The organism is Paenibacillus sp. FSL R5-0766 (assembly GCF_037971845.1).
GTDB lineage: Bacteria > Bacillota > Bacilli > Paenibacillales > Paenibacillaceae > Paenibacillus.
Genome location: NZ_CP150227.1, coordinates 1,644,383 through 1,667,100 on the forward strand (window position 1 = coordinate 1,644,383; position 22,718 = coordinate 1,667,100).

21 protein-coding genes are annotated in these 22,718 nt (G+C 48.1%); 17 read left to right on the forward strand and 4 right to left on the reverse strand.

Going from position 1 to position 22,718, the window contains the following annotated elements; translation table 11 throughout:
- Positions 1-172: 172 nt before the first annotated feature.
- The 5 genes from tkt (at position 173) to MKY66_RS07320 (ending at position 5,763) form a co-directional block, all read left to right on the forward strand.
- A complete protein-coding gene (tkt, locus tag MKY66_RS07300; RefSeq protein ID WP_036610788.1) occupies positions 173-2,215 on the forward strand; it encodes a transketolase in 2,043 nt (680 codons plus the stop codon).
- Positions 2,216-2,483: 268 nt separating this feature from the next.
- A complete protein-coding gene (locus tag MKY66_RS07305; protein ID WP_017689983.1) occupies positions 2,484-2,801 on the forward strand; it encodes a pyrimidine/purine nucleoside phosphorylase in 318 nt (105 codons plus the stop codon).
- 189 nt (positions 2,802-2,990) lie between these two features.
- Positions 2,991-4,346 carry a glucose-6-phosphate isomerase gene (locus MKY66_RS07310; RefSeq protein ID WP_017689982.1) on the forward strand — a complete coding sequence of 452 codons (1,356 nt, stop codon included), beginning with the start codon at positions 2,991-2,993 and terminating at the stop codon, positions 4,344-4,346.
- Positions 4,347-4,522: 176 nt separating this feature from the next.
- The gene (locus MKY66_RS07315; protein WP_036669098.1) at positions 4,523-5,155 is read left to right on the forward strand and encodes a YigZ family protein; all 633 of its coding nucleotides are present in this window, start codon (positions 4,523-4,525) and stop codon (positions 5,153-5,155) included.
- Between the two features lie 5 nt (positions 5,156-5,160).
- A complete protein-coding gene (locus MKY66_RS07320; protein ID WP_076209447.1) occupies positions 5,161-5,763 on the forward strand; it encodes a TetR/AcrR family transcriptional regulator in 603 nt (200 codons plus the stop codon).
- A gap of 190 nt (positions 5,764-5,953) precedes the next feature.
- Here MKY66_RS07320 and MKY66_RS07325 read toward each other — a convergent pair whose 3' ends face one another.
- Positions 5,954-6,355: a secondary thiamine-phosphate synthase enzyme YjbQ gene (locus MKY66_RS07325; protein ID WP_076209446.1), complete on the reverse strand. Its 402-nt coding sequence runs from the start codon at positions 6,353-6,355 to the stop codon at positions 5,954-5,956.
- A 345-nt stretch (positions 6,356-6,700) separates the two neighbouring features.
- On the opposite strand from MKY66_RS07325, the gene cysT reads away from it, so the two are divergent.
- From cysT to clpP, 8 genes are all read left to right on the forward strand, one after another.
- The gene (gene cysT / locus MKY66_RS07330) at positions 6,701-7,516 is read left to right on the forward strand and encodes a sulfate ABC transporter permease subunit CysT (RefSeq protein ID WP_076209445.1); all 816 of its coding nucleotides are present in this window, start codon (positions 6,701-6,703) and stop codon (positions 7,514-7,516) included.
- Positions 7,513-8,310, forward strand: a complete 798-nt coding sequence (locus MKY66_RS07335; RefSeq protein ID WP_017689977.1) for a sulfate ABC transporter permease subunit — start codon at positions 7,513-7,515, stop codon at positions 8,308-8,310. The genes cysT and MKY66_RS07335 overlap by 4 nt, the downstream gene beginning before the upstream one ends.
- Before the next feature lies 1 nt (position 8,311).
- Entirely contained in the window at positions 8,312-9,376 is a 1,065-nt protein-coding gene (cysA, locus tag MKY66_RS07340; protein ID WP_076209444.1) for a sulfate ABC transporter ATP-binding protein, read from the forward strand.
- A gap of 25 nt (positions 9,377-9,401) precedes the next feature.
- Complete coding sequence (locus MKY66_RS07345; RefSeq protein WP_076209443.1) at positions 9,402-10,466, forward strand: sulfate ABC transporter substrate-binding protein; 1,065 nt, start codon at positions 9,402-9,404, stop codon at positions 10,464-10,466.
- A gap of 153 nt (positions 10,467-10,619) precedes the next feature.
- Entirely contained in the window at positions 10,620-11,066 is a 447-nt protein-coding gene (locus tag MKY66_RS07350) for a hypothetical protein (protein WP_076209442.1), read from the forward strand.
- Positions 11,067-11,346: 280 nt separating this feature from the next.
- Positions 11,347-12,147 (forward strand): MBL fold metallo-hydrolase, encoded by an 801-nt coding sequence (locus MKY66_RS07355; protein ID WP_076209441.1) that lies wholly within the window; start codon positions 11,347-11,349, stop codon positions 12,145-12,147.
- A 307-nt stretch (positions 12,148-12,454) separates the two neighbouring features.
- Positions 12,455-13,327, forward strand: a complete 873-nt coding sequence (locus tag MKY66_RS07360) for an RNA polymerase sigma factor (RefSeq protein WP_083656941.1) — start codon at positions 12,455-12,457, stop codon at positions 13,325-13,327.
- Positions 13,328-13,345: 18 nt separating this feature from the next.
- A complete protein-coding gene (clpP, locus tag MKY66_RS07365; protein ID WP_017689971.1) occupies positions 13,346-13,927 on the forward strand; it encodes an ATP-dependent Clp endopeptidase proteolytic subunit ClpP in 582 nt (193 codons plus the stop codon).
- 56 nt (positions 13,928-13,983) lie between these two features.
- Here the strand turns inward: clpP and MKY66_RS07370 are convergent, their stop codons facing one another.
- On the reverse strand, positions 13,984-15,405 hold the full coding sequence (locus MKY66_RS07370) for a PLP-dependent aminotransferase family protein (protein WP_255319672.1): 1,422 nt from the start codon (positions 15,403-15,405) through the stop codon (positions 13,984-13,986).
- Positions 15,406-15,525: 120 nt separating this feature from the next.
- Between MKY66_RS07370 and MKY66_RS07375 the strand changes: the two genes are divergently transcribed.
- Together MKY66_RS07375 and MKY66_RS07380 are read left to right on the forward strand one after the other, a co-directional pair.
- Positions 15,526-16,464, forward strand: coding sequence for an EamA family transporter (locus tag MKY66_RS07375; protein WP_036610747.1), 939 nt, complete (start codon positions 15,526-15,528; stop codon positions 16,462-16,464).
- Positions 16,465-16,716: 252 nt separating this feature from the next.
- On the forward strand, positions 16,717-18,243 hold the full coding sequence (locus MKY66_RS07380; RefSeq protein ID WP_076209440.1) for an FAD-dependent monooxygenase: 1,527 nt from the start codon (positions 16,717-16,719) through the stop codon (positions 18,241-18,243).
- A 172-nt stretch (positions 18,244-18,415) separates the two neighbouring features.
- Here the strand turns inward: MKY66_RS07380 and MKY66_RS07385 are convergent, their stop codons facing one another.
- Together MKY66_RS07385 and MKY66_RS07390 are read right to left on the reverse strand one after the other, a co-directional pair.
- Complete coding sequence (locus MKY66_RS07385; protein WP_036610742.1) at positions 18,416-19,219, reverse strand: Cof-type HAD-IIB family hydrolase; 804 nt, start codon at positions 19,217-19,219, stop codon at positions 18,416-18,418.
- Between the two features lie 280 nt (positions 19,220-19,499).
- Positions 19,500-20,504, reverse strand: a complete 1,005-nt coding sequence (locus MKY66_RS07390; protein WP_036610740.1) for a lipoate--protein ligase — start codon at positions 20,502-20,504, stop codon at positions 19,500-19,502.
- Between the two features lie 189 nt (positions 20,505-20,693).
- Between MKY66_RS07390 and cobD the strand changes: the two genes are divergently transcribed.
- A complete protein-coding gene (gene cobD, locus MKY66_RS07395) occupies positions 20,694-21,845 on the forward strand; it encodes a threonine-phosphate decarboxylase CobD (RefSeq protein ID WP_076209439.1) in 1,152 nt (383 codons plus the stop codon).
- On the forward strand, positions 21,842-22,678 hold the full coding sequence (locus MKY66_RS07400) for an adenosylcobinamide amidohydrolase (protein ID WP_076209438.1): 837 nt from the start codon (positions 21,842-21,844) through the stop codon (positions 22,676-22,678). The genes cobD and MKY66_RS07400 overlap by 4 nt, the downstream gene beginning before the upstream one ends.
- The last annotated feature ends 40 nt before the right edge of the window (positions 22,679-22,718 follow it).

Here is a 22,718-nt window from a genome sequence, read left to right on the forward strand (position 1 = left end):
TTCTAAAAGAAGGTTATGGAAAAGCTTCACGCCAAGTGATACAATACAAAAGTGAATAAGTCAAAATGAAACACTCAAGCGGATTCACTTATTGTGAAATTCGGTTTGCTTGTATGATGAGAGGGATTCGCTTGCGCACCCGACTTATCTAAAGACATGAGGAGGACAAACCATGACTGACAAGAACGAAGCGATTCAAAAGGACGAGAACACTACAATCGACAACCTGTCGATTACTACCGTACGTACTTTGGCGATTGATGCAATTGAGAAGGCAAATTCCGGACATCCGGGTATGCCGATGGGCTCCGCTCCAATGGGGTACCAACTTTTTGCAAAAACGATGACTCATAACCCGGACCACCCAACTTGGGTTAACCGGGACCGTTTTGTCCTGTCTGCAGGACATGGCTCCATGTTGCTGTACAGCTTGCTGCACCTGAGCGGATATGATCTTCCAATGGAAGAACTGAAACAGTTCCGTCAATGGGGAAGCAAAACTCCGGGTCACCCGGAATTCGGACATACTGCAGGTGTTGATGCAACTACCGGCCCACTGGGTCAAGGTATTGCAATGGCTGTAGGTATGGCGATGGCTGAAGCTCAACTGGGCGCAACATACAATAAAGACAAATTCAACGTAGTTGACCACTACACTTACGCAATCTGTGGTGATGGCGACTTGATGGAAGGCGTATCTCATGAATCAGCTTCCCTGGCTGGACGTCTGCACCTGGGCAAACTGATCATGTTGTTCGACTCTAATGACATCACGTTGGATGGTAAATTGGATCTGTCTTCTTCCGAAAGCATCGCGAAGCGTTTTGAAGCTTATGGCTGGCAAGTGCTGCGCGTTGAAGATGGTAACGATCTGCCTGCAATTGAAAAAGCAATTCAGGAAGGTCAAGCAGATACACTGCGTCCTACACTGATCGAAGTTAAAACGGTTATCGGTTATGGTAGCCCGAACAAACAAGGTAAAGGCGGCCACGGCGGTACTCACGGATCTCCACTGGGTGCAGACGAAGCCAAATTGACTAAAGAGTATTACAAATGGGTTTACGAAGAAAACTTCCACGTACCAGCTGAAGTTCGCGATCACTTTGCACAAGTGAAAGATCGTGGTATCTCTGCTAACAAAGCTTGGGATGAGAAATTTGCCGAGTACAAAAAAGCTTTCCCTGAGCTGGCAGCTCAATTCGAAACAGCGATTAACGGCGACCTTCCAGAAGGTTGGGACCGTGATCTTCCTAAATATGCAGCAACAGACAAAGCTCTTTCCACTCGTGTAGCATCCGGTAACGCTCTGAACGGTCTGGCACACAACGTGCCACAACTGACAGGTGGATCTGCTGACTTGGAAAGCTCCACAATGACTCACCTGAACAACCTGGAGAACTTCACACCAGAAGATTACTCCGGCCGTAACATCTACTTCGGTATCCGTGAATTCGGTATGGCTGGAGCAATGAACGGTATGGCACTGCACAGTGGTGTGAAAGTATTCGGAGGTACGTTCTTCGTATTTACCGATTACCTGCGTCCGGCTGTTCGTCTGGCTGCCCTGATGGGATTGCCTGTAACGTATGTTCTGACTCACGACAGTATCGCTGTTGGTGAAGACGGTCCTACGCACGAACCAATCGAGCAACTGGCATCACTGCGTATCATTCCTAACCTGACGGTTATTCGTCCGGCTGATGGTAATGAAACTTCGGCTGCTTGGGCTTATGCGCTTGAGAACAAGAGCAACCCGGTTGCACTCGTACTCACTCGTCAAAACCTGCCGATCCTGGAAGGTACGGTTGAAGGTTCACGTGAGAACGTGAAACGTGGTGCTTATGTTGTCTCTGATGCAAAAGATGGCAAAGCGGTAGCACAAATCATTGCTACAGGTTCTGAAGTGCAATTGGCTGTTAAAGCTCAAGCAGCACTTGCTGAACAAGGCATCCAAGTTCGCGTAATCAGCATGCCAAGCTGGGATCTGTTCGAGAAACAAGACAAAGCTTACAAAGAGTCCGTTCTTCTTCCGGATGTTAAAGCTCGTCTTGCGATTGAAATGGCTTATCCAATGGGCTGGGAGAAATATGTTGGAGATCAAGGTGACATTCTCGGAATCAGCACATTTGGTGCATCCGCGCCTGGCGACCGTGTTATCCAAGAATATGGCTTTACAGTGGACAACGTGGTTAGCCGCGTAAAAGCACTGCTGTAATAGAGGTTGTTCAAAAAGTCTGCTTTTGATTACGAAGGATGCCTCACGGCATCATCAGCGTCGAATATGGGATTCAGCCGAAAAGTACTGAAAACCTGACTTTTTGAACACGCAATTATAGCTTCATAAGCGCTGCTATGGTTGGGAGGGCGTCATGCTGTCCTGATCCATGGCAGCAAGTTATTTCCGCAGAGCATGGGCGGTAACTTGTTATCGCCCTGATCTGTTTTGCCTTTTGTTTTCATTAACTTCAGGGGAGCGGGTACGCATGTCACAATTCGATCAAGTCAGTGTAGTGAAAGAGGCCAACATTTATTATGATGGTCAGGTAACCAGCAGAACAGTTATTTTGGGGGATGGCAGCAAAGTGACTCTGGGCATCATGCTTCCAGGCAGTTATGAGTTCGGTACGGATTCCCGTGAAATTATGGAGATTCTGTCCGGAGATCTGAAAGTATTGCTTCCCGGAGAAGAAGAGTGGCAAGAGATTCAAGGCCAAGCTACGTTCCACGTGCCTGCCGAATCCAAATTTAAACTGGAGATACGCAGCGTTACTGACTACGTCTGCTCGTACCCGGCGGAATAACATAAGAAGGGTAAGCAGAACCGCAACCCGCGGATTCGGTTTACCCTTTTTGCTTCTTGAATTCTAACGACAAAGTTCGAGCTGCAAGCTTGTCAGCCCCGTGGATTTGAAGTATCCTTAAGGCAAGTTGTTTAGAATGGAATACGGATACGGAAAAAATATAACCGAAATCAGGAGGTTTTTGAGATCATGGCAAAAAAAGTGACATTTGACTATAGCACGGCATTGCAATTTGTAAATCAGCACGAAGTGGATTATTTCGCAGAACCGATTCGTCTGGCTCACGAGCAGCTTCACAACGGAACAGGAACGGGCTCCGATTATCTGGGCTGGATTGACCTGCCAACGGCTTATGACAAAGAAGAGTTCGCTCGCATTCAAAAAGCGGCTGCCAAAATCCAAAGCGACTCCGAAGTACTGATCGTTATCGGTATCGGTGGATCATACCTGGGTGCACGTGCAGCGATCGAAATGCTGACTCACTCGTTCTATAACAATCTGCCAAAAGACAAACGCAAAACGCCTGAAATCTATTTTGCAGGAAACAATATCAGTTCCACATATGTAACTCATTTGCTGGATCTGGTTGAAGGCAAAGATTTCTCCGTTAACGTCATCTCCAAATCCGGTACAACAACAGAGCCGGCAATTGCTTTCCGTATCTTCCGTGCAGCACTGGAAGAGAAATACGGTAAAGAAGAAGCTCGCAAACGCATTTATGCTACAACAGACAAAGCGCGCGGGGCATTGAAAGAACTGGCAAATGCAGAAGGATACGAATCTTTCATTATCCCTGATGATGTAGGCGGACGTTACTCCGTTCTGACAGCTGTAGGTTTGCTGCCAATCGCAGCAGCGGGTATCAGCATCGAAGAAATGATGCAAGGTGCGGCTGACGCATCCAAAGAATACAGCAACCCGAACGTAGCTGAGAATGAAGCATATCAATATGCTGCTGTTCGTAACGCATTGTATCGCAAAGGCAAAGGAACTGAGATTCTTGTAAACTATGAGCCTTCCCTGCACTTCGTATCCGAGTGGTGGAAACAACTGTTTGGAGAGAGTGAAGGTAAAGACTACAAAGGGATCTATCCTGCATCCGTTGATTTCTCTACAGACTTGCACTCCATGGGTCAATTCATTCAGGAAGGTAGCCGGAATATTTTCGAAACTGTTATCCAGGTTACTGAAGTTGCTGAGCATATCTCAATCAAATCCGATCCGGACGATCTGGATGGTTTGAACTTCCTTGAAGGCAAAACCATGGACTTTGTAAACAAAAAAGCGTTCCAAGGAACACTGCTTGCACATACAGATGGTCAAGTACCAAACCTGATTGTGAACATTCCAGATATGACTCCATATTCTTTCGGATATCTGGTATACTTCTTTGAAAAAGCATGCGGTATCAGTGGCTACTTGCTGGGCGTCAATCCATTTGACCAACCAGGCGTGGAAGCTTACAAGAAAAATATGTTCGCATTGCTGGGCAAACCAGGCTTTGAAGAAGAGAAAGCAGCGCTCGAAGCGAGACTTTCCGAATAATTCATCGGTCTGCTCATATAGTTGAATAAGGTAATGTAAATCTAACCGGGAATCACTGTTCGTGTAAGAGGCAGGGTTCCCGGATGTAGATAACCAGGGCAGTTCGTCCGCGTTCGCGCGGTGAACTGCTTTCTTGTAAAATGGACTCAGGAAAAGATCAGAAAGTTGGATTTAGGATGATTGAACGTTATCGTACGGTTCGAGGACCGGGCAATCTGGAAATTGTAATCAAGAAGTCGCGATTTATCGGTCATATTATGCCGGTCACGACAGAGGAAGAAGCTGTTGCCTTCATCGATGAGATCAAGAAAAAACATTGGAATGCCACTCATAACTGCTCTGCATACATGATTGGGGAGCGGGACGAGATCCAGAAGCAATCCGATGACGGTGAACCCAGTGGAACAGCAGGGAAACCCATTCTTGAAGTGATCAAAAATCAGAAATTAAAAAATGTGGCAATTGTGGTTACGCGATACTTCGGGGGAATTATGCTTGGAGCTGGCGGGTTAATTCGTGCTTATACGGATGGAGCTGTAGCAGCCATTGAAGCCGGAGAAGCCATTACCAACGTGCTGCATCGTGAAGTGTTTGTTGAACTGGATTATACGTGGCTGGGTAAAGTGGAAAATGAGTTAAGAAGCCGGGAAGTCCGTACAGGTGAAACTGGATTCACCGATAAGGTTACGTTGACTTGTCTTCCGCCGGATAGTGAAACCGAGGCTTTTATAGCCTGGATCACGGATTTGACGCAAGGGCAATCCCGGATCACGGAGGGACAGCGGCTTTATTTTATTGAAGGGGAATAAAATATATGGCTAGAAGAGCAGTCGAACAGGAGTTGTCGAGGGAGCGGATACTGGAGGCGGCGAGGCACCTTTTTATTACCAAAGGATACCGCGCCATTTCGATGCGAAGCATCGGCCAGCATCTGGGCTATAGTCATGGGTCGCTGTATTATCACTTTAAGGAAAAGGCAGAGCTGTTCTATGCCATCGTGGTTGAAGATTTTAATCATCTGGGGCATTTGCTGCTGCAAGCCATGGTCAGGCCGGTTCGTGATGATGTGAGCAAGGTAGAGCACATTATGATGGAGTTTATTCGCTTTGGTCTGGAGAACCCATATCAATACGAAATTATGTTTATGATCAGGGACGAAGAACTGTTGTCTTATTGTCGTACCGAACAGGGACGTTGCTTCGAATTGTTTGCATCGATTATAAGGCAGTATATGAATGAAGAGAACTGTACGGAAGAGGATATTCAAAGGGTACCGCGTACGCTATTTTTGGCTATGCACGGATTCATTTCTTATTACATTCAGGACCGTTTAACGTTTGTGGAGATTGAATCGTCTGCGCTGTCTCATGTCAAAGTGCTGTGCCGCAATCTGGGTCAGCAGCCTGGCGACCAATAATGGCGCTGTTGTTGCACCCCTACACTTCAGGGCGGTGATTTGTCATAACTTTAATTCTTTATAACGTTGTCTCGCGAAAGTTAGTATGCGCAGCAAACCAAGTCAGGCGGCTCCGACCCGGAATGAGGGTGGACCGCCTGTTTGTGTTTATCAAAAATGAACGAGTGGGTGGCAGGCCTATTGGACCTAACTAACCTTCCATGATTTTGAGGAAGTACTCCCGCTCACGTGGTCCATCGAATTCGCAAAAGTAAATGCCTTGCCAGCGGCCAAGCAGCAGCCTGCCTTCGTGAATAATCACCGTTTGTGATGGCCCTGTTGTAATCGATTTGAGATGAGAGGCTGTATTGCCTTCGGCATGTCGATATTCGGGATGCTCCCAAGGGTACACTTCATCAAGGCGCAACAAGACATCATGTTTCACATCCGGGTCTGCATTTTCGTTGATGGCAATACCCGCCGTCGTATGTGGACAGTAGATAAGCACCGTCCCATTCTGCACCCCGCTACTCTGGACAACCTGCTTTACATCCCATGTGATATCCTTCATTTCGTCTCGTATGGAAGTGGATATATTCTTCTTGTGTAACATGTTAAATCACTCCTTAGGATCTCATTTCTTACCCTCGATTGTACCTTAACCACTACATACCAAACAAACCACATATGCAAGGTGAAAAAGCAAATCGCATCATAACGGAGAGAGCAGAAATAACCTGAAGCTATTTAATTAATTAATCTCATATGTGGCCCAATTATATTCAATAAAAGCATTGACGATTAGCACTGCAAACTGGTAAAGTATCAGAAAAGCAAAACCAAGTAGACTAATGGGAATAATATTAAAGTAATATCATCCAACTTAGGAAAAATGTCGTATTAAGCCAGGAAGACTGCCGACTGGAGCTAAAGCCGGAGGCTGGGAGGGAACGCAGCAATGAATACCGTTCTTCGTCATAAGGGATGGACTTGGGGATTCCGCAGTACCGTATTGTTATATTTTATCGTACTTATTGTACTTCCAATCATCGGTGTGTACGTCAATTCCTTCTCCGAAGGATGGAGCAACTTTGTTCAGAGCATTATGGACCCCATCGCGTGGAAAGCCGTACTGCTGACCATTCGGCTGGCCGTCATTGCCACGCTGATTAATGTAGTTTTGGGCACGATGATCGCCTGGGTGTTGACAAGGTATCGCTTTGTGGGCCGATCGTTTCTCAACAGTCTGGTTGATCTCCCGTTTGCACTGCCAACAGCGGTGGGCGGCTTGATGATTATGCTGCTTTTGGGTCCGGTCAGTGTCATCGGGAAACTGGCAGAATCCATGGGATTTGAGATTGTATTTCACCAGCCGGCCATTGTTATCGCGATGACCTTTGTCACGTTTCCGTTTGTTATCCGTGCGGTGCAGCCTTTGCTGGAAGAAATTGATCCTTCCGAGGAAGAGGCCTCGTACACGATGGGGGCCTCCAAGGCTCGCACGTTCATGCAGGTTATTCTGCCTTCTATGGCACCTGGCATGATCAGTGGGGGGATGCTGGCTTTCTCGAGAGGACTGGCTGAATTCGGGGCTGTTGTGCTGGTGGCTGGTAACATTCCGGGAAGAACACTGACTGCTTCCGTATTTATCTACGGGGAGATTGAAAGTGATAATCCAACGGGAGCTGCTGCTGTATCCGTGTTGCTCCTGACGCTCTCCTTCCTGATCCTCTGGCTGATCAATTTGGTGCAGATGCGGGGGAGAAGACGATGAGACGACTGTTAATCGGACTGACGTTTGCAGTATTTATTGTACTGTTGATCATCCCGCTTGGACGCATTTTTATTGGTGCATTTGAAGACGGGGCAGGTGGATTCCTGAAAGGGTTAATGCGCCCTGAGGCGCTACATGCCTTGATGATGACCGGACTGGTGGTTCTGGTGGTCACCCTGTTAAATACATTGTTTGGCATCATGATGGCTCTGTATCTGGTTCGTGCCGGATGGCTGAGTGAACGGATAAAAGGGCTGCTGAACAGCATTGTAGACCTGCCTTATGCCGTATCTCCTGTCATTGGCGGCTTGATGATTGTGTTGATGTTGGGACCTAACAGCATTATGGGCGCTTTTTTTGAAGGGATTGGATTCAATGTGGTCTATGCCTTCCCGGGTATGGTGATCGCAACGTTATTTGTTACCTTTCCACTGATGGTCAGAGAGGTTATGCCTGTCCTGCAGGAACTCGGTTCCCAGCAAGAAGAGGCTGCATCTACACTTGGCGCCTACGGCTGGAGAACGTTCTGGAGTGTGACCTGGCCTTCGATCCGCTGGGCGGTAGTGTACGGTTTAGTCTTGACGGTTGCGCGCTCGCTTGGGGAATTCGGTGCAGTGCTGGTGGTATCCGGGAATATCATGAACAAAACACAGACCGCAACAACCCTGGTGTATCAGGATGTTGAGAATTTTAATGTGGCTGCCGCAAATGGTGTGGCATTGGTGCTGGTCACCTTCTCCGTCGGGCTGCTGCTTATGATGGAATGGGCCAAGAAGCGAAAGGAAGTGCATTGATATGCATGTAGAAGTCCGTGATTTGAACAAACATTTCGGTGATTTTCATGCGGTAAAAGATGTCTCATTCGATATTGCCAAAGGCCATCTGATCGGTCTGCTTGGACCCAGCGGAGGTGGGAAAACGTCCATTCTGCGGATGCTGGCAGGTCTGGAGAATCCGGGTTCCGGTGAGATTCGCTTTCACGGAAAAGTCGTGAACCATCTGCCTCCACAGGAGCGGGGCATCGGATTTGTATTCCAGAACTATGCCTTGTTCAAACATATGACGGTATTTGAGAATGTCGCCTTTGGACTCAAGGTCAAGAAGACGCCAAAAGCCCAGATCCGTGATCGGGTGATGGAACTGGTTGAACTGACCGGGTTAAAAGGTTTCGAACAGCGCTATCCACATCAGTTATCTGGTGGGCAGCGTCAGCGTGTTGCTTTTGCCAGAGCACTCGCCCCGGAGCCGCAGCTGTTATTGCTGGACGAACCGTTCGCGGCCATTGATGCCAAGATCCGTCAGGAACTGCGTTCATGGTTGCGTGAGTTGATTGAACGGGTAGGGATTACTTCGATATTTGTAACGCATGACCAGGATGAAGCGATTGAAGTGGCGGACGAAATCATGATTATCAGCCAAGGTCGTCTCGAACAGAAGGGCACACCTTGGGATATCTACAAAAACCCGCAGACACCGTTTGTCGCTACATTTATCGGGGAGTCTACGGTTGTGGAGGATGCCTCCCAGCTGAAAGGATTCGAACATGCGGTTGAGGGTGAAAGTACACGAGCGCTGATTCGACCGGAGTATATTGAGATCGGCTTGAAAAACGAATTCACCATGTTGTCTGCAACCGAAAAAGGTACAGTCAAACATCTTCATTTCCGCGGCAGTGAATGGATGGTAGAGGTGGACGTACAGGGTCACAAGTTAATCACGTATCGTTCCCTGGAGAAAACGACATTGGAGATCGGTCAACAAATTCGAGTCCTTGTACACCGTGCATACCTGTTCAATGACTCCAACAGTTGGGTGGTAGAGAACCGACTGAAGGAAGATCCGATGCCGGTGATGATTTAGATCAAGTGGAAGAAAGGGGCTGCCCATGCAGACGAGGAAGAAGAAAGCCATACTCTTATATGTTGCCCTCATGCTTCTGCTCGTCTGCATGACCGCTGGATGCAGCAAGCAGGAGGGGGCAAGCGAACAGAACGAGCCCGCTGGTAACGATTCATCCAATACGCTGGTGATTGGTGCTTATAGTGTAGCGAAAGATGCTGTAGGCGAAATGCTGCCCAAGTTCCAGGAGGAGTGGAAGGCAAAAACCGGACAGACGATTAACTTCCAGGAGTCCTACGAAGCTTCGGGTACACAGGCAAGAGCCATCGTTGGTGGATTTGAGGCTGATGTGGCCTTGCTCGCGATGGAGAGTGATATCGAGAAGCTGGTCAAAGCCGATCTGGTTAGCTCCGATTGGAAACAGACCCCTAATGAGGGCATGATCACCCGTTCAATTGTTGTTCTGGGCACAAGAGCGGGCAACCCGCTCGGTATTCGTGATTTTCAGGACTTAACCAAGCCAGGAGTGAAGGTACTGTACCCCAATCCAAAGACATCCGGAGGCGCACAATGGGACATTAATGCCATTTATGGTGCCGGATTGAAACTGTCGGAGGAGCAAGAGGGGAAGAAAGATCCTGCCGCAGCCAAGGCTTTTCTCGAACAGGTACATCGTAACGTTGAATCATTGGACAAGAGTGGGCGCTCTTCGATGGCGGCATTCGAGTATGGTGTCGGTGATGTAATCGTCACGTATGAAAATGAATTGCTTGCCCGGATCGCCAAAGGTGTAGATTATGACATCGTCATTCCGAAAAATACGATCCTGATTGAAAACCCGGCAGTTGTGGTGAATAAATATGCCGATAAACATGGGAATCGTGAACTGGCGGAAGCTTTTGTCGCCTATCTGCGTACACCAGAAGCACAGCACATTTTTGCCAAGCATGGTTTTCGTTCAGTAGATCCTGATGTATTTGCACAGACCGAGTCGACATTCCCAACGCCAGAAGGACTATTTGATATCAACTATCTGGGTGGATGGGATGAGGTACGCAGCACGTTGTACTCCAAAGGCGGCGTGTGGTATCAGGTGCTCGCTGGATTATGAGTATTGCTGATGTAATCGAATAGGTGACCGAACATGTGGATACTAAACCTTCATTTCAATGGAAGTAGAGATGGAGGTTTTTTACTGCCAAAAGGTTATAATAGAGGTATACTAGACCATGATTGTTACATAGTGCAGGAAGGTGTGAGTTGGATGAGTGCAGAGATCAAATTATCCCAAAGTACAGCGATTAGACTGGAGCAGGCCCGCGGTAAGGGTATGCCTGAGGAAGAAATATTAAAAGCCATTCAAGCCAAAGATGTTTCCGCTTTTGACGCCGTGTCTGAAGAGGAATACCGATATAACGAATTTTTCTCGTATGCGGACGAGCATGGTGAAAATCTGGAGGCAGCAGTAAAAGATGGGTACCGGATTACCTTTAACACACGTGGTGGACTCGGAATCTGGTTGGAAAAGGCCTTCAAGGTACAGCCAGAGAGAGACTTCACAGTGGGTGAAGGAATCATCACCGGATTGCAGTTAAAACAAGAGCAGGCAGAGGTACTGGCGAAGCGGCTTGCGTCGAACTGGGTGATTACGGATTCGAAGGATGTACCTGCGGGTCAGGAACTGACGTTGAAGCTGCGGGCACTGGTATAGTTCCAGCGCCGAGTGGATGTGACTCGAATTAATCAGTCGTGGCCTGTTTAAAAGGTAAGTCCTGATCTTCATGCGGATGACCCGCTTATAAGGTTGCACCACATGCTGACGAAGCGTAAGCTCCTATGGAGCAAAACATGGAGATGAAGTCTGACGGTGAACGGTCAGACGACAGACTGTCCCGAATTGCAGTGGAGAACTGCAGCGGGATGGTCTTTTTTTGCAAAAACAGAGGTTGACGATTACAATCTACATATCATTAATTCAGGGGGAATGCGGATTGGATCAGCTAACATTTCTGGGCACAGGCGATGCGATGGGCGTTCCACGTGTGTATTGTGATTGCGACGTATGTACAGAGGCGAGGCTTACGGGAGAGAATAAACGGAAACGCTCTTCTGTTCTGATTGACGGTGATGGTGCTAACGAACAGTTCATGATTGACTGCGGACCAGACTGGAGATCACAGATGGAGGATCAGGGATTGCGTATGGTGCATACGCTACTTGTCACTCATGCGCATTTTGACCATATTGGAGGATTACCGGAATGGGCGGATGCGTGTCGCTGGCTGGGCGTGAAGGGACGTTTGTATGCGCCACGTGAAGTGATTGTTACGATTCAGGGACAGTTTCCTTGGTTGGGTCGTCATATGGACTTTCTGGAAACGGATGACGGTATTGAACTGGGCGGCTGGAAGGTACATTCATGGAAGGTCTGCCACGGTAAAAACGGTTATTCCTATGCGTATCGACTCGTACGGGAAGGGTATAGCTGGGCGTACTGTTCAGATACCATTGACCTGAAGCCATCCGAAAAAGAGCCGTTGCACGGACTGGATCTGCTGGTGCTTGGAACGAGCTTTGTGCATGAACTTGCGGAATTCTCAACACGTTCCGTGTACGATATGCGCGAGGCGCAAGAGTTGCTGCGGGAACTGAAGCCGGGCCATACCTATTTTACACATATGTCTCATGACGTTGATGTACGGCAGAATGATAATCTGGATCAAGGTATTACGATTGCCCTTACCGGGATGAAGGTGCCGCTGGGAACATTAAAGCTGGAAACGAATGCGTAACCCAATTTAACTATATAAATTGAACTAAACATTTACACAAAACGGAGAGGACAGAAAGGACCTGAAGAAGCAGCGCGTTCGCCTTTATTCCCGGATTTCCCCTTTATAAAAGGAATCAAAAAATCTGGGGATAACAGCGATCGGAAGGTTGTTCTGTCATCGGAGTGTGCAGTGTAAATATTCTTTAGTTCAATTTATATAGCGTAATAAAAATAAATTCAGAAGAGCGTATCCTTTACAAGGGGTTCTTCGTTTACATAGTGTAAGTCAAAATCAATCAGGAACCAGCAAAGGGGGGGCCCCCAAGATGGCCTTTGTGAAGTCCGTGGATTGCAGAATCAACAGACCACATGATGATGGTAAACAAGATAAATTCGATATTGAATTCAATGGCAACGATAGAAAAAATCAATTGAACCAAAGCATTCATGCCGTATTACCCGATCTGATGGGTTCGTTGTATGCGTATTGTCTATCTCTGACGAAATCAGTTCCAGAGACGGAAGATCTGGTTCAGGAGACCTGTCTCAAAGTATTGTCGTCGAGTGTGGTTGGATCTTCCGGGATGAATAAAAATATAAACTGGGAAGCTTATCTGATCCGTATTGCACGCAACAGCTGGATTGATATCTTACGTCAGCGGGAGAGATTGGCTTATAAACTGGATAGCTTGAAGCCGCTCCTACACGAGATGGAGGAGGAAAGGCGATTCGAGGAATTGGAGTCTGCCGTACAACTTCTTGTAAATAAGCTACCACCGTGGCAGCGAGTGATATATGTATTACGTGAATTAATGGGTTATAGGGCGGCAGAGACTGCGGAAATGCTGGATACGACAGAAGGTGCTGTGAAAGCAGCGTTAAGTCGTGCACGCTCTGCCATAGCTGAAGTGAGGCACAGGTTGGGACAATCGGACGCTGAATTGCAGTATGAGGAAGGCGCAGTGGAGGACAATCGGGAGGAACTGCGCAGCTATCTGCTGGCATTTCGTAATGGGGATACAGCCCGAATCATTGATCTGTGCCTGAATCGGACTGATGATCCGATGGCTGTGGCGGGGACGATTTTGCAGCAGACTTTGCCGTCTCCATCCACGCAGCCAATGATGTACGGGTACTCCACTTCTGGCATGAACTCGATGTCGTATGGAGGCGGATACACGGTCAACATGGTTGCCTAAACCGAGGAGGCGACACATATGAATGTAGTGCCGTATGTAGTGGAACAAACTGCTCGCGGAGAGCGGAGTTATGATATTTATTCCCGTTTGCTCAAAGACCGGATCATTATGGTGTCCGGAGAGATCGAGGATCAGATGGCAAATGCCATCGTGGCCCAGTTATTGTTTTTGACTGCAGAGGACCCGGAGAAGGATATCCAGATGTACATCAACAGCCCTGGTGGGTCGGTGACTGCGGGATTCTCGATCTATGACACGATGCAATTTGTGAAGCCGGATATCTCCACGATCTGTACAGGGATGGCAGCAAGCTTTGGTACGATATTGCTGGTAGGTGGAACAAAAGGCAAGCGTATGGCGCTGCCCAACAGTGAGATCATGATCCATCAGCCACATGGCGGTACGCGGGGGCAGGCGTCGGATATGTTGATTCATGCTAACCGCATCATTCAGCACCGTCAACGTCTTAACAAGCTGTTAGCCGACCATACAGGACAGTCAATTGAGCGGATTGAGAAGGACTCGGATCGAGATTATTTCCTGACCGCTGCTGAAGCAGTCGAATATGGATTGGTGGATAAGGTCATATCCAGCTCATAACAGTAGCCCGGAAGGTCATGTGACCTTCCGGGCTTTTTTCGATTTATAACCAAACCTTACATTTCTTTTGCAAGCGTAATAAGCCTGCTCATGCCTTCCCGAATCTGCTGCTCATGTGCATAAGAGAAGGACAGGCGCAGCTTGCGACTGGCTGAATTATCCGAAGAATCAAATACGGTTCCGGGTACAAAGGCAACGGATTGTTCCATGCATCGGTGAAGCAGTCTCCCTGTATCCACACCCTCAGGAAGCTCTACCCAAAAGTTGAGTCCGCCCTCCGGCCGGGTCCACGTCCAGTCCGTTTCCAGCAGAGATTGTTCCATCACTTCCATCCGTAGCTGGATGGCGGTCCGCAGCTTGGACAGATGCTGATGCATACGTTCTGACTGAAAATAACGGAGAAAAAGCTTCTGGTTCAGAAGGGGCGATCCGTTATCTGTCAGTGATTTTACAGCCTGTAGTCCTGGCATGAAACGCTGACGGCATATGATGGCTGCAATCCGTAGCCCGGGTGCAACATACTTGCTGTAACTGCGGATGTACAGGGTATGCCCAGTGGTGTCGTAGGTGAAAATGGGTGCAGGAGGTTTCTCCTTAAAATAGATATCATAGGTGCTGTCGTCTTCGAGCAGAAAACAACCATACTGTTCTGCTAGTTCAGGTAACTGCTTGCGCTGTTCTACTGGAACGTTAACGCCGGTTGGATTATGAAAAGTTGGCGTCGTGTAGAATAAGCGTGGTTTCTCCGATTTCATCAGATGTTCGATCTGCTCCAGATCATACCCATCCGAGTGAATATCCGTAAAGATCAGACGAGCACCTTGTTTACGGAAAATCTCCATTGCTGGTCCATACGTAGGCCGTTCCATCAACACCCGATCCCCGGGTTTGACCAGCGTCCGCGAGATGACATCAATCGCTTGCTGCGCCCCCGAAGTAATGAGCACTTCGTCTGCGGAGAGATAGAAGCGTTCTTTTTTCGTTAGATGGCTTGCCAGCGCACTTCGCAATTCCAGATCTCCCTGAATCGTGGAATACGTTCCGAGCAAACGGGGATATTGATCTAGAAGATCACGCATTAGTTCTCCCCAATAACGGTTGGGCAGCAGAGAGGGATCGATTAACGATTTGGAAAACTGGTATTCTGCTTCAAGGGACTGTACCCGTGCTAGTGAATCCCAATGCAGCCAGGCAGACACGGCGGGATCATCCGCCTGATCCGTTACTGAGAATGGAGTCGCTGGGCTGACATAATAGCCAGACTTATCCTTCACATAAACATTCCCACGTTCTTTTAACTCCTGATAGGCTTTGAATACGGTCAAGCGATGTACGCCGAGTAGCTCGGACAGGCTTCGTACAGATGGCAGTTTTTCATGTTCAGCCCACTCTCCCGCTTCTATACGTACAACGAGATAATGGATTACTTGCTCATATAATTTCAGGCTGTTATCTGTCATCATCATGGTTCTGCCCACCCGGCTCACACTCCTTTTGAACTCTATTGTAACAGCTAATGGGAGAAAACTGTTCTGTTTTGTTCATTCTGTTCTGTAGACCATGAGATATGATGGAGAACAGATAAAGGAGTGGTTATCATGGTGGGGATTGCATTTACGGTTATGTGTCTTATTTTCGGTACAACATTTCTGGCTATTAAAATTGGAGTAGAGGCAGGCATGCCGCCTTTTCTGTCAGCCGGATTGCGATTTTTAATCGCGGGAGCGCTGATGTTTGCATGGATGAGGATGAAGGGCAAAGTGAGCTGGTCGCTCCTGTTCCGCAAGGAGATGTTGTTAACGGGAGCGGGGCTGACCTTCGGCACTTTTGCCACATTATATTGGGCTGAACAGCATGTGAGCTCGGGTGTGGGTGCCATTCTGTCAGCGACAGGGCCGCTGATGATTATGTTGATGCAGACGGCGCTGTTACGGCAAAAAACATCTGCCCGTATGATTGTGGGCTGCCTGATCGGGTTCACCGGTGTGGTACTGGTTGTGTTGCCAGGTGTATCGCTTGGTGCAGGTTCCCTGTTCATGTGGGGTTGTATCGCGGTACTAGTGGGGGAGGTCTGTTATTCAGCAGGTGCATTGTACTCCAAAAAGGTCATTCATCAGTTCAAGGAGGCTAGTCCTGTAGCGATCAATGCGGTGCAGATGATGTATGGGGGACTGCTGTTATCCCTGCTCTCGGTCGGAACGGAATCGTGGAGTATGTCTGCTCTGGACTGGGTGCCTGCCGTCTCGTCGGTCATCTATTTGACTGTCATCGGCTCCATGGTGGGGCATAGTCTGTTCTATTGGATTATGTCGCGTACCAACCCGTTGTTTCCAGCAACATGGTTATACATTTCACCACCCATTGCCGTAGGGCTTGGTGCTGTTGTCTACGGTGAGCATGTCAGCTGGGTTACATGGATCGGTGTAGTGCTGGTCGTTTCAGGTCTGCTGGCGATGAATGAGAAGGTGAGCGGCTGGTTGAAGAAAAGAAGTCGTGCGAGGATGACAGTGCAGGCTTCCGAATCTGTTTTAAAATAGGTAGCCTTTCTCACATAACAGATCGAGTAGCGCCATCGTTAACAATTTATGAGTTCGGGTAACTCTCAAATCCACCTTTTTATCAATCATTTTCATCTACATCAGTTCCTTATTGTAGTTTAGCTATATAGTATCAACACATTGATTCTTACATGGAACGAGATTTCAAGTGTATATTGGTATTATAAGTAATTTTTTGATAGGGCTACAAGTGTAGATAAAATATGATGGATTAGAGAGGATGAAGTGGCGATGTCCGACATGAAAAAAGCTGTGGTAATTGGGGCAGGTATTGCAGGGTTAATCACTGCAAGGATGTTATCTGATTATTATGATGAGGTATGTATCATTGAGCGAGATGAATTGCCTTCTGAGCCGGCGAATCGGCAGGGTGTGCCTCAATCCTTTCATCCACATCGTGTATTACCGCGCGGCGGACTTATTCTGGAACATTACTTTCCCGGATACAATGACGAATTGGTCGCGCTTGGTGCCATTCCTTCACAAGAAGAGAAGTTTATGATTGCCAATCGCTACGGTACATTAGTTAATAAAGCGAATGCTGCTTCCTCATTCAAAATTGCATCGAGCAGCAGAGCCCTGCTGGAGTGGGTACTGCGTCAGCGAGTCCAGAGCATAGATCATATAAGCTTCTTAACGAGCACGGAAGTTACCGGGTTAATGGCATCAGAAGATGAGCGTTCGATTACAGGCGTGTATACCAAAATAAGAGGTAGGGATAACCGGGAAGAAATGCTTGCAGCAGATATGGTTATTGATGCCGCGGGGCGTTCTTCCAAATTGATCAGACGGCTTGAACAGATAGGGTTGTCCGTGCCTGAGCCGGAAGTGCTGAAGGTGTCTCTTGGTTACAGCACCCGCTATTATAAAATACCATCCTCTATTCAAAATGACTGGGGAACGGTGATAACAGAGTCCGATCCTGTAAAAGCAATTCGTGCAGGCATGTTGTGGCGAATTGAAAATGATATCGCTGGACTGTTACTGTTCAACGCAGGAGGAGATGAATATCCTTCAACCCATCCGGATGAGTTCCAAGAGCAAATCAAACATCTGTTTGCTTCGGATGAAATCGTAGCGTTGGCAGACCAGCTGGAGCCTTTTCAAGGGCCTCGTGGATACCGTATTTCCGAGTCTGTTCGTCAACATTTTGAACTGATGGAGAATTGGCCCTCCGGATTACTTGTCCTTGGCGATGCATTTTGCAGCTTCGATCCGATCCATGGTCAAGGCATGACGGTCGCTGCAATTGAAGCCGAGACCATAGGAAAATGTTTGGATGAGCAGCGAATGCATCCTGAGCCGCAGTTTGAGCGCCAAGTGTTGCTTCGTATGCAGCAGGCTATTGAACCGGCCTGGTGGCTTAGTTCTGTGGCTGATCTGCGTTGGAAAGGGGTCGAACATGTTGGGCCTTCCCGAATGAAAGGGGTTGCGTTTGCTCAGAAGTATATAAACTTGTTTACTAAGCAGGCGATGAAAAAGGCGAGTCAGGAAAATAATAAACATCTCTTTTTTACCCAGTTCCTGATGAATGCTCTAATCCTTCCTCCAAGTGAATACTTTAAGGGTGAAATCCTGAACATGATCCTGAACGACAATGGTTCCGAAGAAGAAATGGAGTTAAGAGCGGAGCTTGGTGTCCAAGATCCGGAGCTGTTTCAGCAAAGAATAGATGAGATCATTCCGTCATTTCAACTGGAATTTGATGGGCAAATCAAAAAACTGCTGGAGTCTTTCCAGCATGCCATGAGCAAGTAAGATAATAATTCGAGGTGCGTGAAAGTCAGCGCATTGTTGCTCTCAAAACATAAAAAATAAGAGAGAAATATACCTAATATAATCGTTTAAACAGGATAATGAACATATTTTTAAAATCAAAAAAACAGCCCAGTCGGCGAAATTCGCCGACTGGGCTGTTCGTTGATCTTAATTACTCTGCGTTCAGCACAAACTTCTCAATAACCTCTTTTACACCATCTTCGTTATTACTTGCCGTAATGTAGTCTGCCAGCTCTTTCAGGGCAGGGATGGCATTCCCCATCGCTACACCAAGACCAGCAACTTCGAGCATCTCATGGTCGTTCCAGGAGTCGCCGATGGCAATACACTCGCTGAGCTGGTGACCGAAATGGTCAGCCAGGAAGGTCAGGGCATGACCTTTAGTTCCTTCATTGTGCATGATTTCCAGGAAGTAAGGTTTGGACTTTGTGATGTGCACTTGTGGTCCGAGCAATTCACGCAGGTCAACGGCAACCTTATCCAAGTAGTCTGGCTCATCGATAATAAGCAGCTTCGGTGTCTTTTGTTCGATGACTTTGATGAAATCAGATTCGATGTAATATTGGGTGCCGTTTAATTTGGCATAATCACGCAGCTTGTCGTTTTCCTCACGGGCATACAACTTGTCGTCAATGTATGTTTGAAGGTGGAGATTGTTCTCCAGGCAGTAATCATACAATTTGCGGGAAGCTTCCTGTGGAACGTAGCGCTCATAAAGTACTTTTTCGTCCAGCAGGTTTTTCACCAATGCGCCTTGATACGTGATGATCGGAACGTTAAGTCCGGTTTGACGAGCAAGCGCTTGTGCGGAAGCATAAGCACGTCCAGTCGCCAGCGTTACAGTTACACCATGGGCAACCGCTTGTTCCAGTGCAGTCTGTGTGGCAGGGGTTACTTCCTTGTTGTCGTTGATCAGGGTGTCATCAATGTCGATTGCAATCAATTTGTAGCTCATCTGTGTTTCTCTCCTTTTTTATCTGTATCTATATTAACGAACGAAGAAATAAAGTTTTACACGAGGCCACTCCGAATACAGATTCATCTTTCGATCGCTGTTATCCCCGGATTTTTGATTCCATTTCCCCAAGGGGAAATCCGTTGATAAGCGTATGCTTCCGATGTAGCTTTTTTTCAAAAAGCTTTAAGCAAACGCTTCGCTTCTCCCGATGAATTCTGTCTTCTCCGTTAACGTGTAATTTTAGACTTCGTTCTAAAACTATACTTACATCTAAATTTTACTCTTCCAGGAAAACAAGGCCAATAAAGTCTTCCAGCTCAAGGTTGCCGAAGTAATGTTTTACATCCAGGCCCTCAAGTGCTGTACGCACCTCGGTTTCTTCATACCGTTTGCCGCGCAGCATATTTTCGATATCCGCCACATCGCCTACACCGAAGAAGTCGCCAAAGATTTTGATATCTTCGATGCGTCCATCCTTGATGTTCATGCGCAGATCGATGATGCCCACAGGGAATTTACGAGTGTGCTTCACATTGCTTTCCGGAGACAAGCCATAGTTCCAGTCCCAGTTGTTATAACGCTCAGCGGAAATTTCCTTGATTTTGTCCCAGTCCTTGTCAGTCAGCTTGTATTGCGGGACGTCTTGTGGCTCCATTCTGAAAATGTGACGTAACAGCTCATCGCGGAACTGCTCAATCGTCAGGTTGGTGTCAATCAGATCCCGTATGTTGGCGACCCGGCTGCGGACGGACTTGGTGCTCTTGGATTTGAACTTCTCGGGATTGACGTTCAGGGAAGCCTGAACATGCTCCAGATTCAGATCAAACATCAATGTGCCATGACTGAACATACGCCCACGTGTGGAAAACTGGGCATTGCCCGAAATTTTCTTTTCGCCGACTTGCAGATCATTACGCCCGGTCAACTCGGCATTTACACCAAGCTCGTGCAAAGCTTCAACCACAGGCTGGGTGAACTTGCGGAAATTGTGGAAGGATTGACCGTCATCCGCTGTAATAAAACTGAAATTCAGGTTGCCCAGATCGTGATATACCGCTCCGCCTCCCGAAAGACGACGAACGACCTGCACACCGTTATCCTGAACGTACTCGATATTAATTTCCTCAATCGTATTTTGATGCTTTCCGATGATAATCGACGGACGGTTGATGTAGAACAGCAGATAGCTGTCATCCTCCATCGGCAGATGCTTCAGAATGTACTCCTCAATGGCAAGGTTTACAGAAGGATCTGTAATGCCCTGGTTGTCTACAAACAGCATGGTCATTCCTCCATTAATGTATGTGAGGGATTGCTAGTCCCTTATGTAGTGAACCTTGTATATCAAAAGGAACCGAAATTCCTCTTCTATTGTAAACGAATTATGGTTGGGACACAAAGAAAACAGGATTGACCCACACCTCCCGTGCCATCCATAATAAAAAGGACATACAGAAAGGATGACGGAAGAATGACCGGTTATATCGAAGTGTTCGGACATGGCGGGGACGTGGAGACGGCTGCGTCACGATTTGGGAGGCAAGCCGCTGATTTTCTGGATTTCAGTGCCAACATTAATCCGCTCGGTCCGCCGGGAGGGGTGCTGGAGGCTATACAGCAAGGATTGCAGTCGGTGATTCGGTATCCCGATCCGGCGCATCGGGGATTCAAAGCGCTGCTGAGCGAGCGTCTTGGTGTGATGCAGGAGCAGATTTCCGTGGGCAACGGCGCAGCCGAAAGCATGGCGCTCATTCTGCTGGGGCTTGCCCCGCGCAAGGTGGGTACGGTGGAACCGGGATTTTCGGAGTACCGCGCGTTGGCACGACAATTCGGTGCCGAGGTTGTGCATACGGAAGGAAGAGAAGAACTGGCGTGGCGAGCGGAACCCGAGGACATCGAGCAGCTCATGGAAAAGGTAGACCTGCTCTTCCTTGGCCAGCCCAACAATCCAAATGGTGTACAATATCCGCTTGAGGTATTACAAAGGTTTGCCCGCAAAGCGGAAGAAACGGGAACCGTACTTGTCATTGACGAGGCATTTATGGATTTTATTCCGGTAGCCGGGCGTCAGTCCCTGGCAGCACATCTGAATGACTATCCTAATGTGATCATCATTCGCTCGATGACAAAGTTTTATGCCATTCCGGGCTTGCGTCTCGGATATGCTTTGGGCCGTGCCGAATACATTCAGGCGATGACAAAGAAACAGGTGACCTGGAGTGTCAACGGTCTGGCGCTCATGGCAGGTGAAGCCTGTCTGCGCAGCGGAGAACGGTACGAACAGGAGAGCATATCACAGATCATGCGGGAACGGGGTCATCTCATCGAAGGACTGAAGGCGTACGGATGTGCGGTGACACCGGGAGAGGCGAATTTTATTTTGGCACGTGTGCCGGCCTCTTGGACAGCGGCATCAATGCAGGAGGCGCTGGGCCGAAGAGGTATTCTGATTCGCAGCTGTGCCATGTATCCGGGGCTTGACAAAGGGCATGTACGTTTCGCGGTCAAGGATGCAGATGCCAATGCTACATTACTCGAAGTGCTGGGCAGCGTACTGGAAACCAAGGGATATCCGAATATTGATCAGACGAAAGATGAGGAACAGGGAGGGAAGCGGCAATGACACTCCCGTTTTATAACTACTTTACGAATGGAGAAACAGAAGAGAATGAATATGCTTCCTCTTCCTGGCCCGGACTGAACATATCCGCACATGAAAGACATATCAAAGCACAGAGCCCAAGGGCTGTCAAAGCGCTGTCGAGTGCGGTATATGGCTGCGGGATGCTTGAACTGGATCGCATATTTAACATCTATGTGGACAGGCATTACCGCTGTGATGATCCGCCGCGTGATATCGAACAAGCGCTGAACGAATGGCAAGAGCCGCGTGATCAATGTGCCGGATTATTGACGGCCGTCAGACTGGAGCATACCTCCATTCAGGAATATACAAGTAATGAATTTGGCCTTTTGTGCTGCACCACTGCGGGCGTATCGAATGCCGCACGCGCGGGGTCGGAGAGAACGGTATTTGATGCGGCGGGAAATAAGACGATGTCTTCCGGCAGGGAGCGCTCTGCTCCTTCAGCACGGAATCTAACGATTCACCCCTATGTCCCGGGTACAATTAACATCATGCTCTGGTTGAATGGACGCATGACCACCGGGGCGATGGTGAATGCGGTACAGACGGCGGTGGAAGCCAAAGCGGCAGCGCTGGCGGATGCGGGTGTTCTAGATTCGGAGAACGGGTTGCCCGCCACCGGCACCACAACCGATGCCATTGTGATTGCAGTAGGTCAGGCAATGGCAGTGGAGGAACCTCATCCGATGATCACTTATGCCGGAACAGCGACTACGGCAGGGGCAGCGATTGGCAGATTGGTATACGACACGGTGACAGAGAGCCTTCAGGCCGGACTGTTATGGAAAGAGAGGATCAGGTACAAATGACTTTTGATGTGGAGCATCTATGGACCTGGCCGTTCTGGAC

Coding starts and splice junctions, on each gene's coding strand:
- tkt (WP_036610788.1), top strand. CDS start 173: ATGACTGACAAGAACGAAGCGATTCAAAAGGACGAGAACACTACAATC.
- MKY66_RS07305 (WP_017689983.1), top strand. CDS start 2,484: ATGTCACAATTCGATCAAGTCAGTGTAGTGAAAGAGGCCAACATTTAT.
- MKY66_RS07310 (WP_017689982.1), top strand. CDS start 2,991: ATGGCAAAAAAAGTGACATTTGACTATAGCACGGCATTGCAATTTGTA.
- MKY66_RS07315 (WP_036669098.1), top strand. CDS start 4,523: ATGATTGAACGTTATCGTACGGTTCGAGGACCGGGCAATCTGGAAATT.
- MKY66_RS07320 (WP_076209447.1), top strand. CDS start 5,161: ATGGCTAGAAGAGCAGTCGAACAGGAGTTGTCGAGGGAGCGGATACTG.
- MKY66_RS07325 (WP_076209446.1), bottom strand. CDS start 6,355: ATGTTACACAAGAAGAATATATCCACTTCCATACGAGACGAAATGAAG.
- cysT (WP_076209445.1), top strand. CDS start 6,701: ATGAATACCGTTCTTCGTCATAAGGGATGGACTTGGGGATTCCGCAGT.
- MKY66_RS07335 (WP_017689977.1), top strand. CDS start 7,513: ATGAGACGACTGTTAATCGGACTGACGTTTGCAGTATTTATTGTACTG.
- cysA (WP_076209444.1), top strand. CDS start 8,312: ATGCATGTAGAAGTCCGTGATTTGAACAAACATTTCGGTGATTTTCAT.
- MKY66_RS07345 (WP_076209443.1), top strand. CDS start 9,402: ATGCAGACGAGGAAGAAGAAAGCCATACTCTTATATGTTGCCCTCATG.
- MKY66_RS07350 (WP_076209442.1), top strand. CDS start 10,620: ATGAGTGCAGAGATCAAATTATCCCAAAGTACAGCGATTAGACTGGAG.
- MKY66_RS07360 (WP_083656941.1), top strand. CDS start 12,455: ATGGCCTTTGTGAAGTCCGTGGATTGCAGAATCAACAGACCACATGAT.
- clpP (WP_017689971.1), top strand. CDS start 13,346: ATGAATGTAGTGCCGTATGTAGTGGAACAAACTGCTCGCGGAGAGCGG.
- MKY66_RS07375 (WP_036610747.1), top strand. CDS start 15,526: ATGGTGGGGATTGCATTTACGGTTATGTGTCTTATTTTCGGTACAACA.
- MKY66_RS07380 (WP_076209440.1), top strand. CDS start 16,717: ATGTCCGACATGAAAAAAGCTGTGGTAATTGGGGCAGGTATTGCAGGG.
- MKY66_RS07385 (WP_036610742.1), bottom strand. CDS start 19,219: ATGAGCTACAAATTGATTGCAATCGACATTGATGACACCCTGATCAAC.
- MKY66_RS07390 (WP_036610740.1), bottom strand. CDS start 20,504: ATGCTGTTTGTAGACAACCAGGGCATTACAGATCCTTCTGTAAACCTT.
- cobD (WP_076209439.1), top strand. CDS start 20,694: ATGACCGGTTATATCGAAGTGTTCGGACATGGCGGGGACGTGGAGACG.
- MKY66_RS07400 (WP_076209438.1), top strand. CDS start 21,842: ATGACACTCCCGTTTTATAACTACTTTACGAATGGAGAAACAGAAGAG.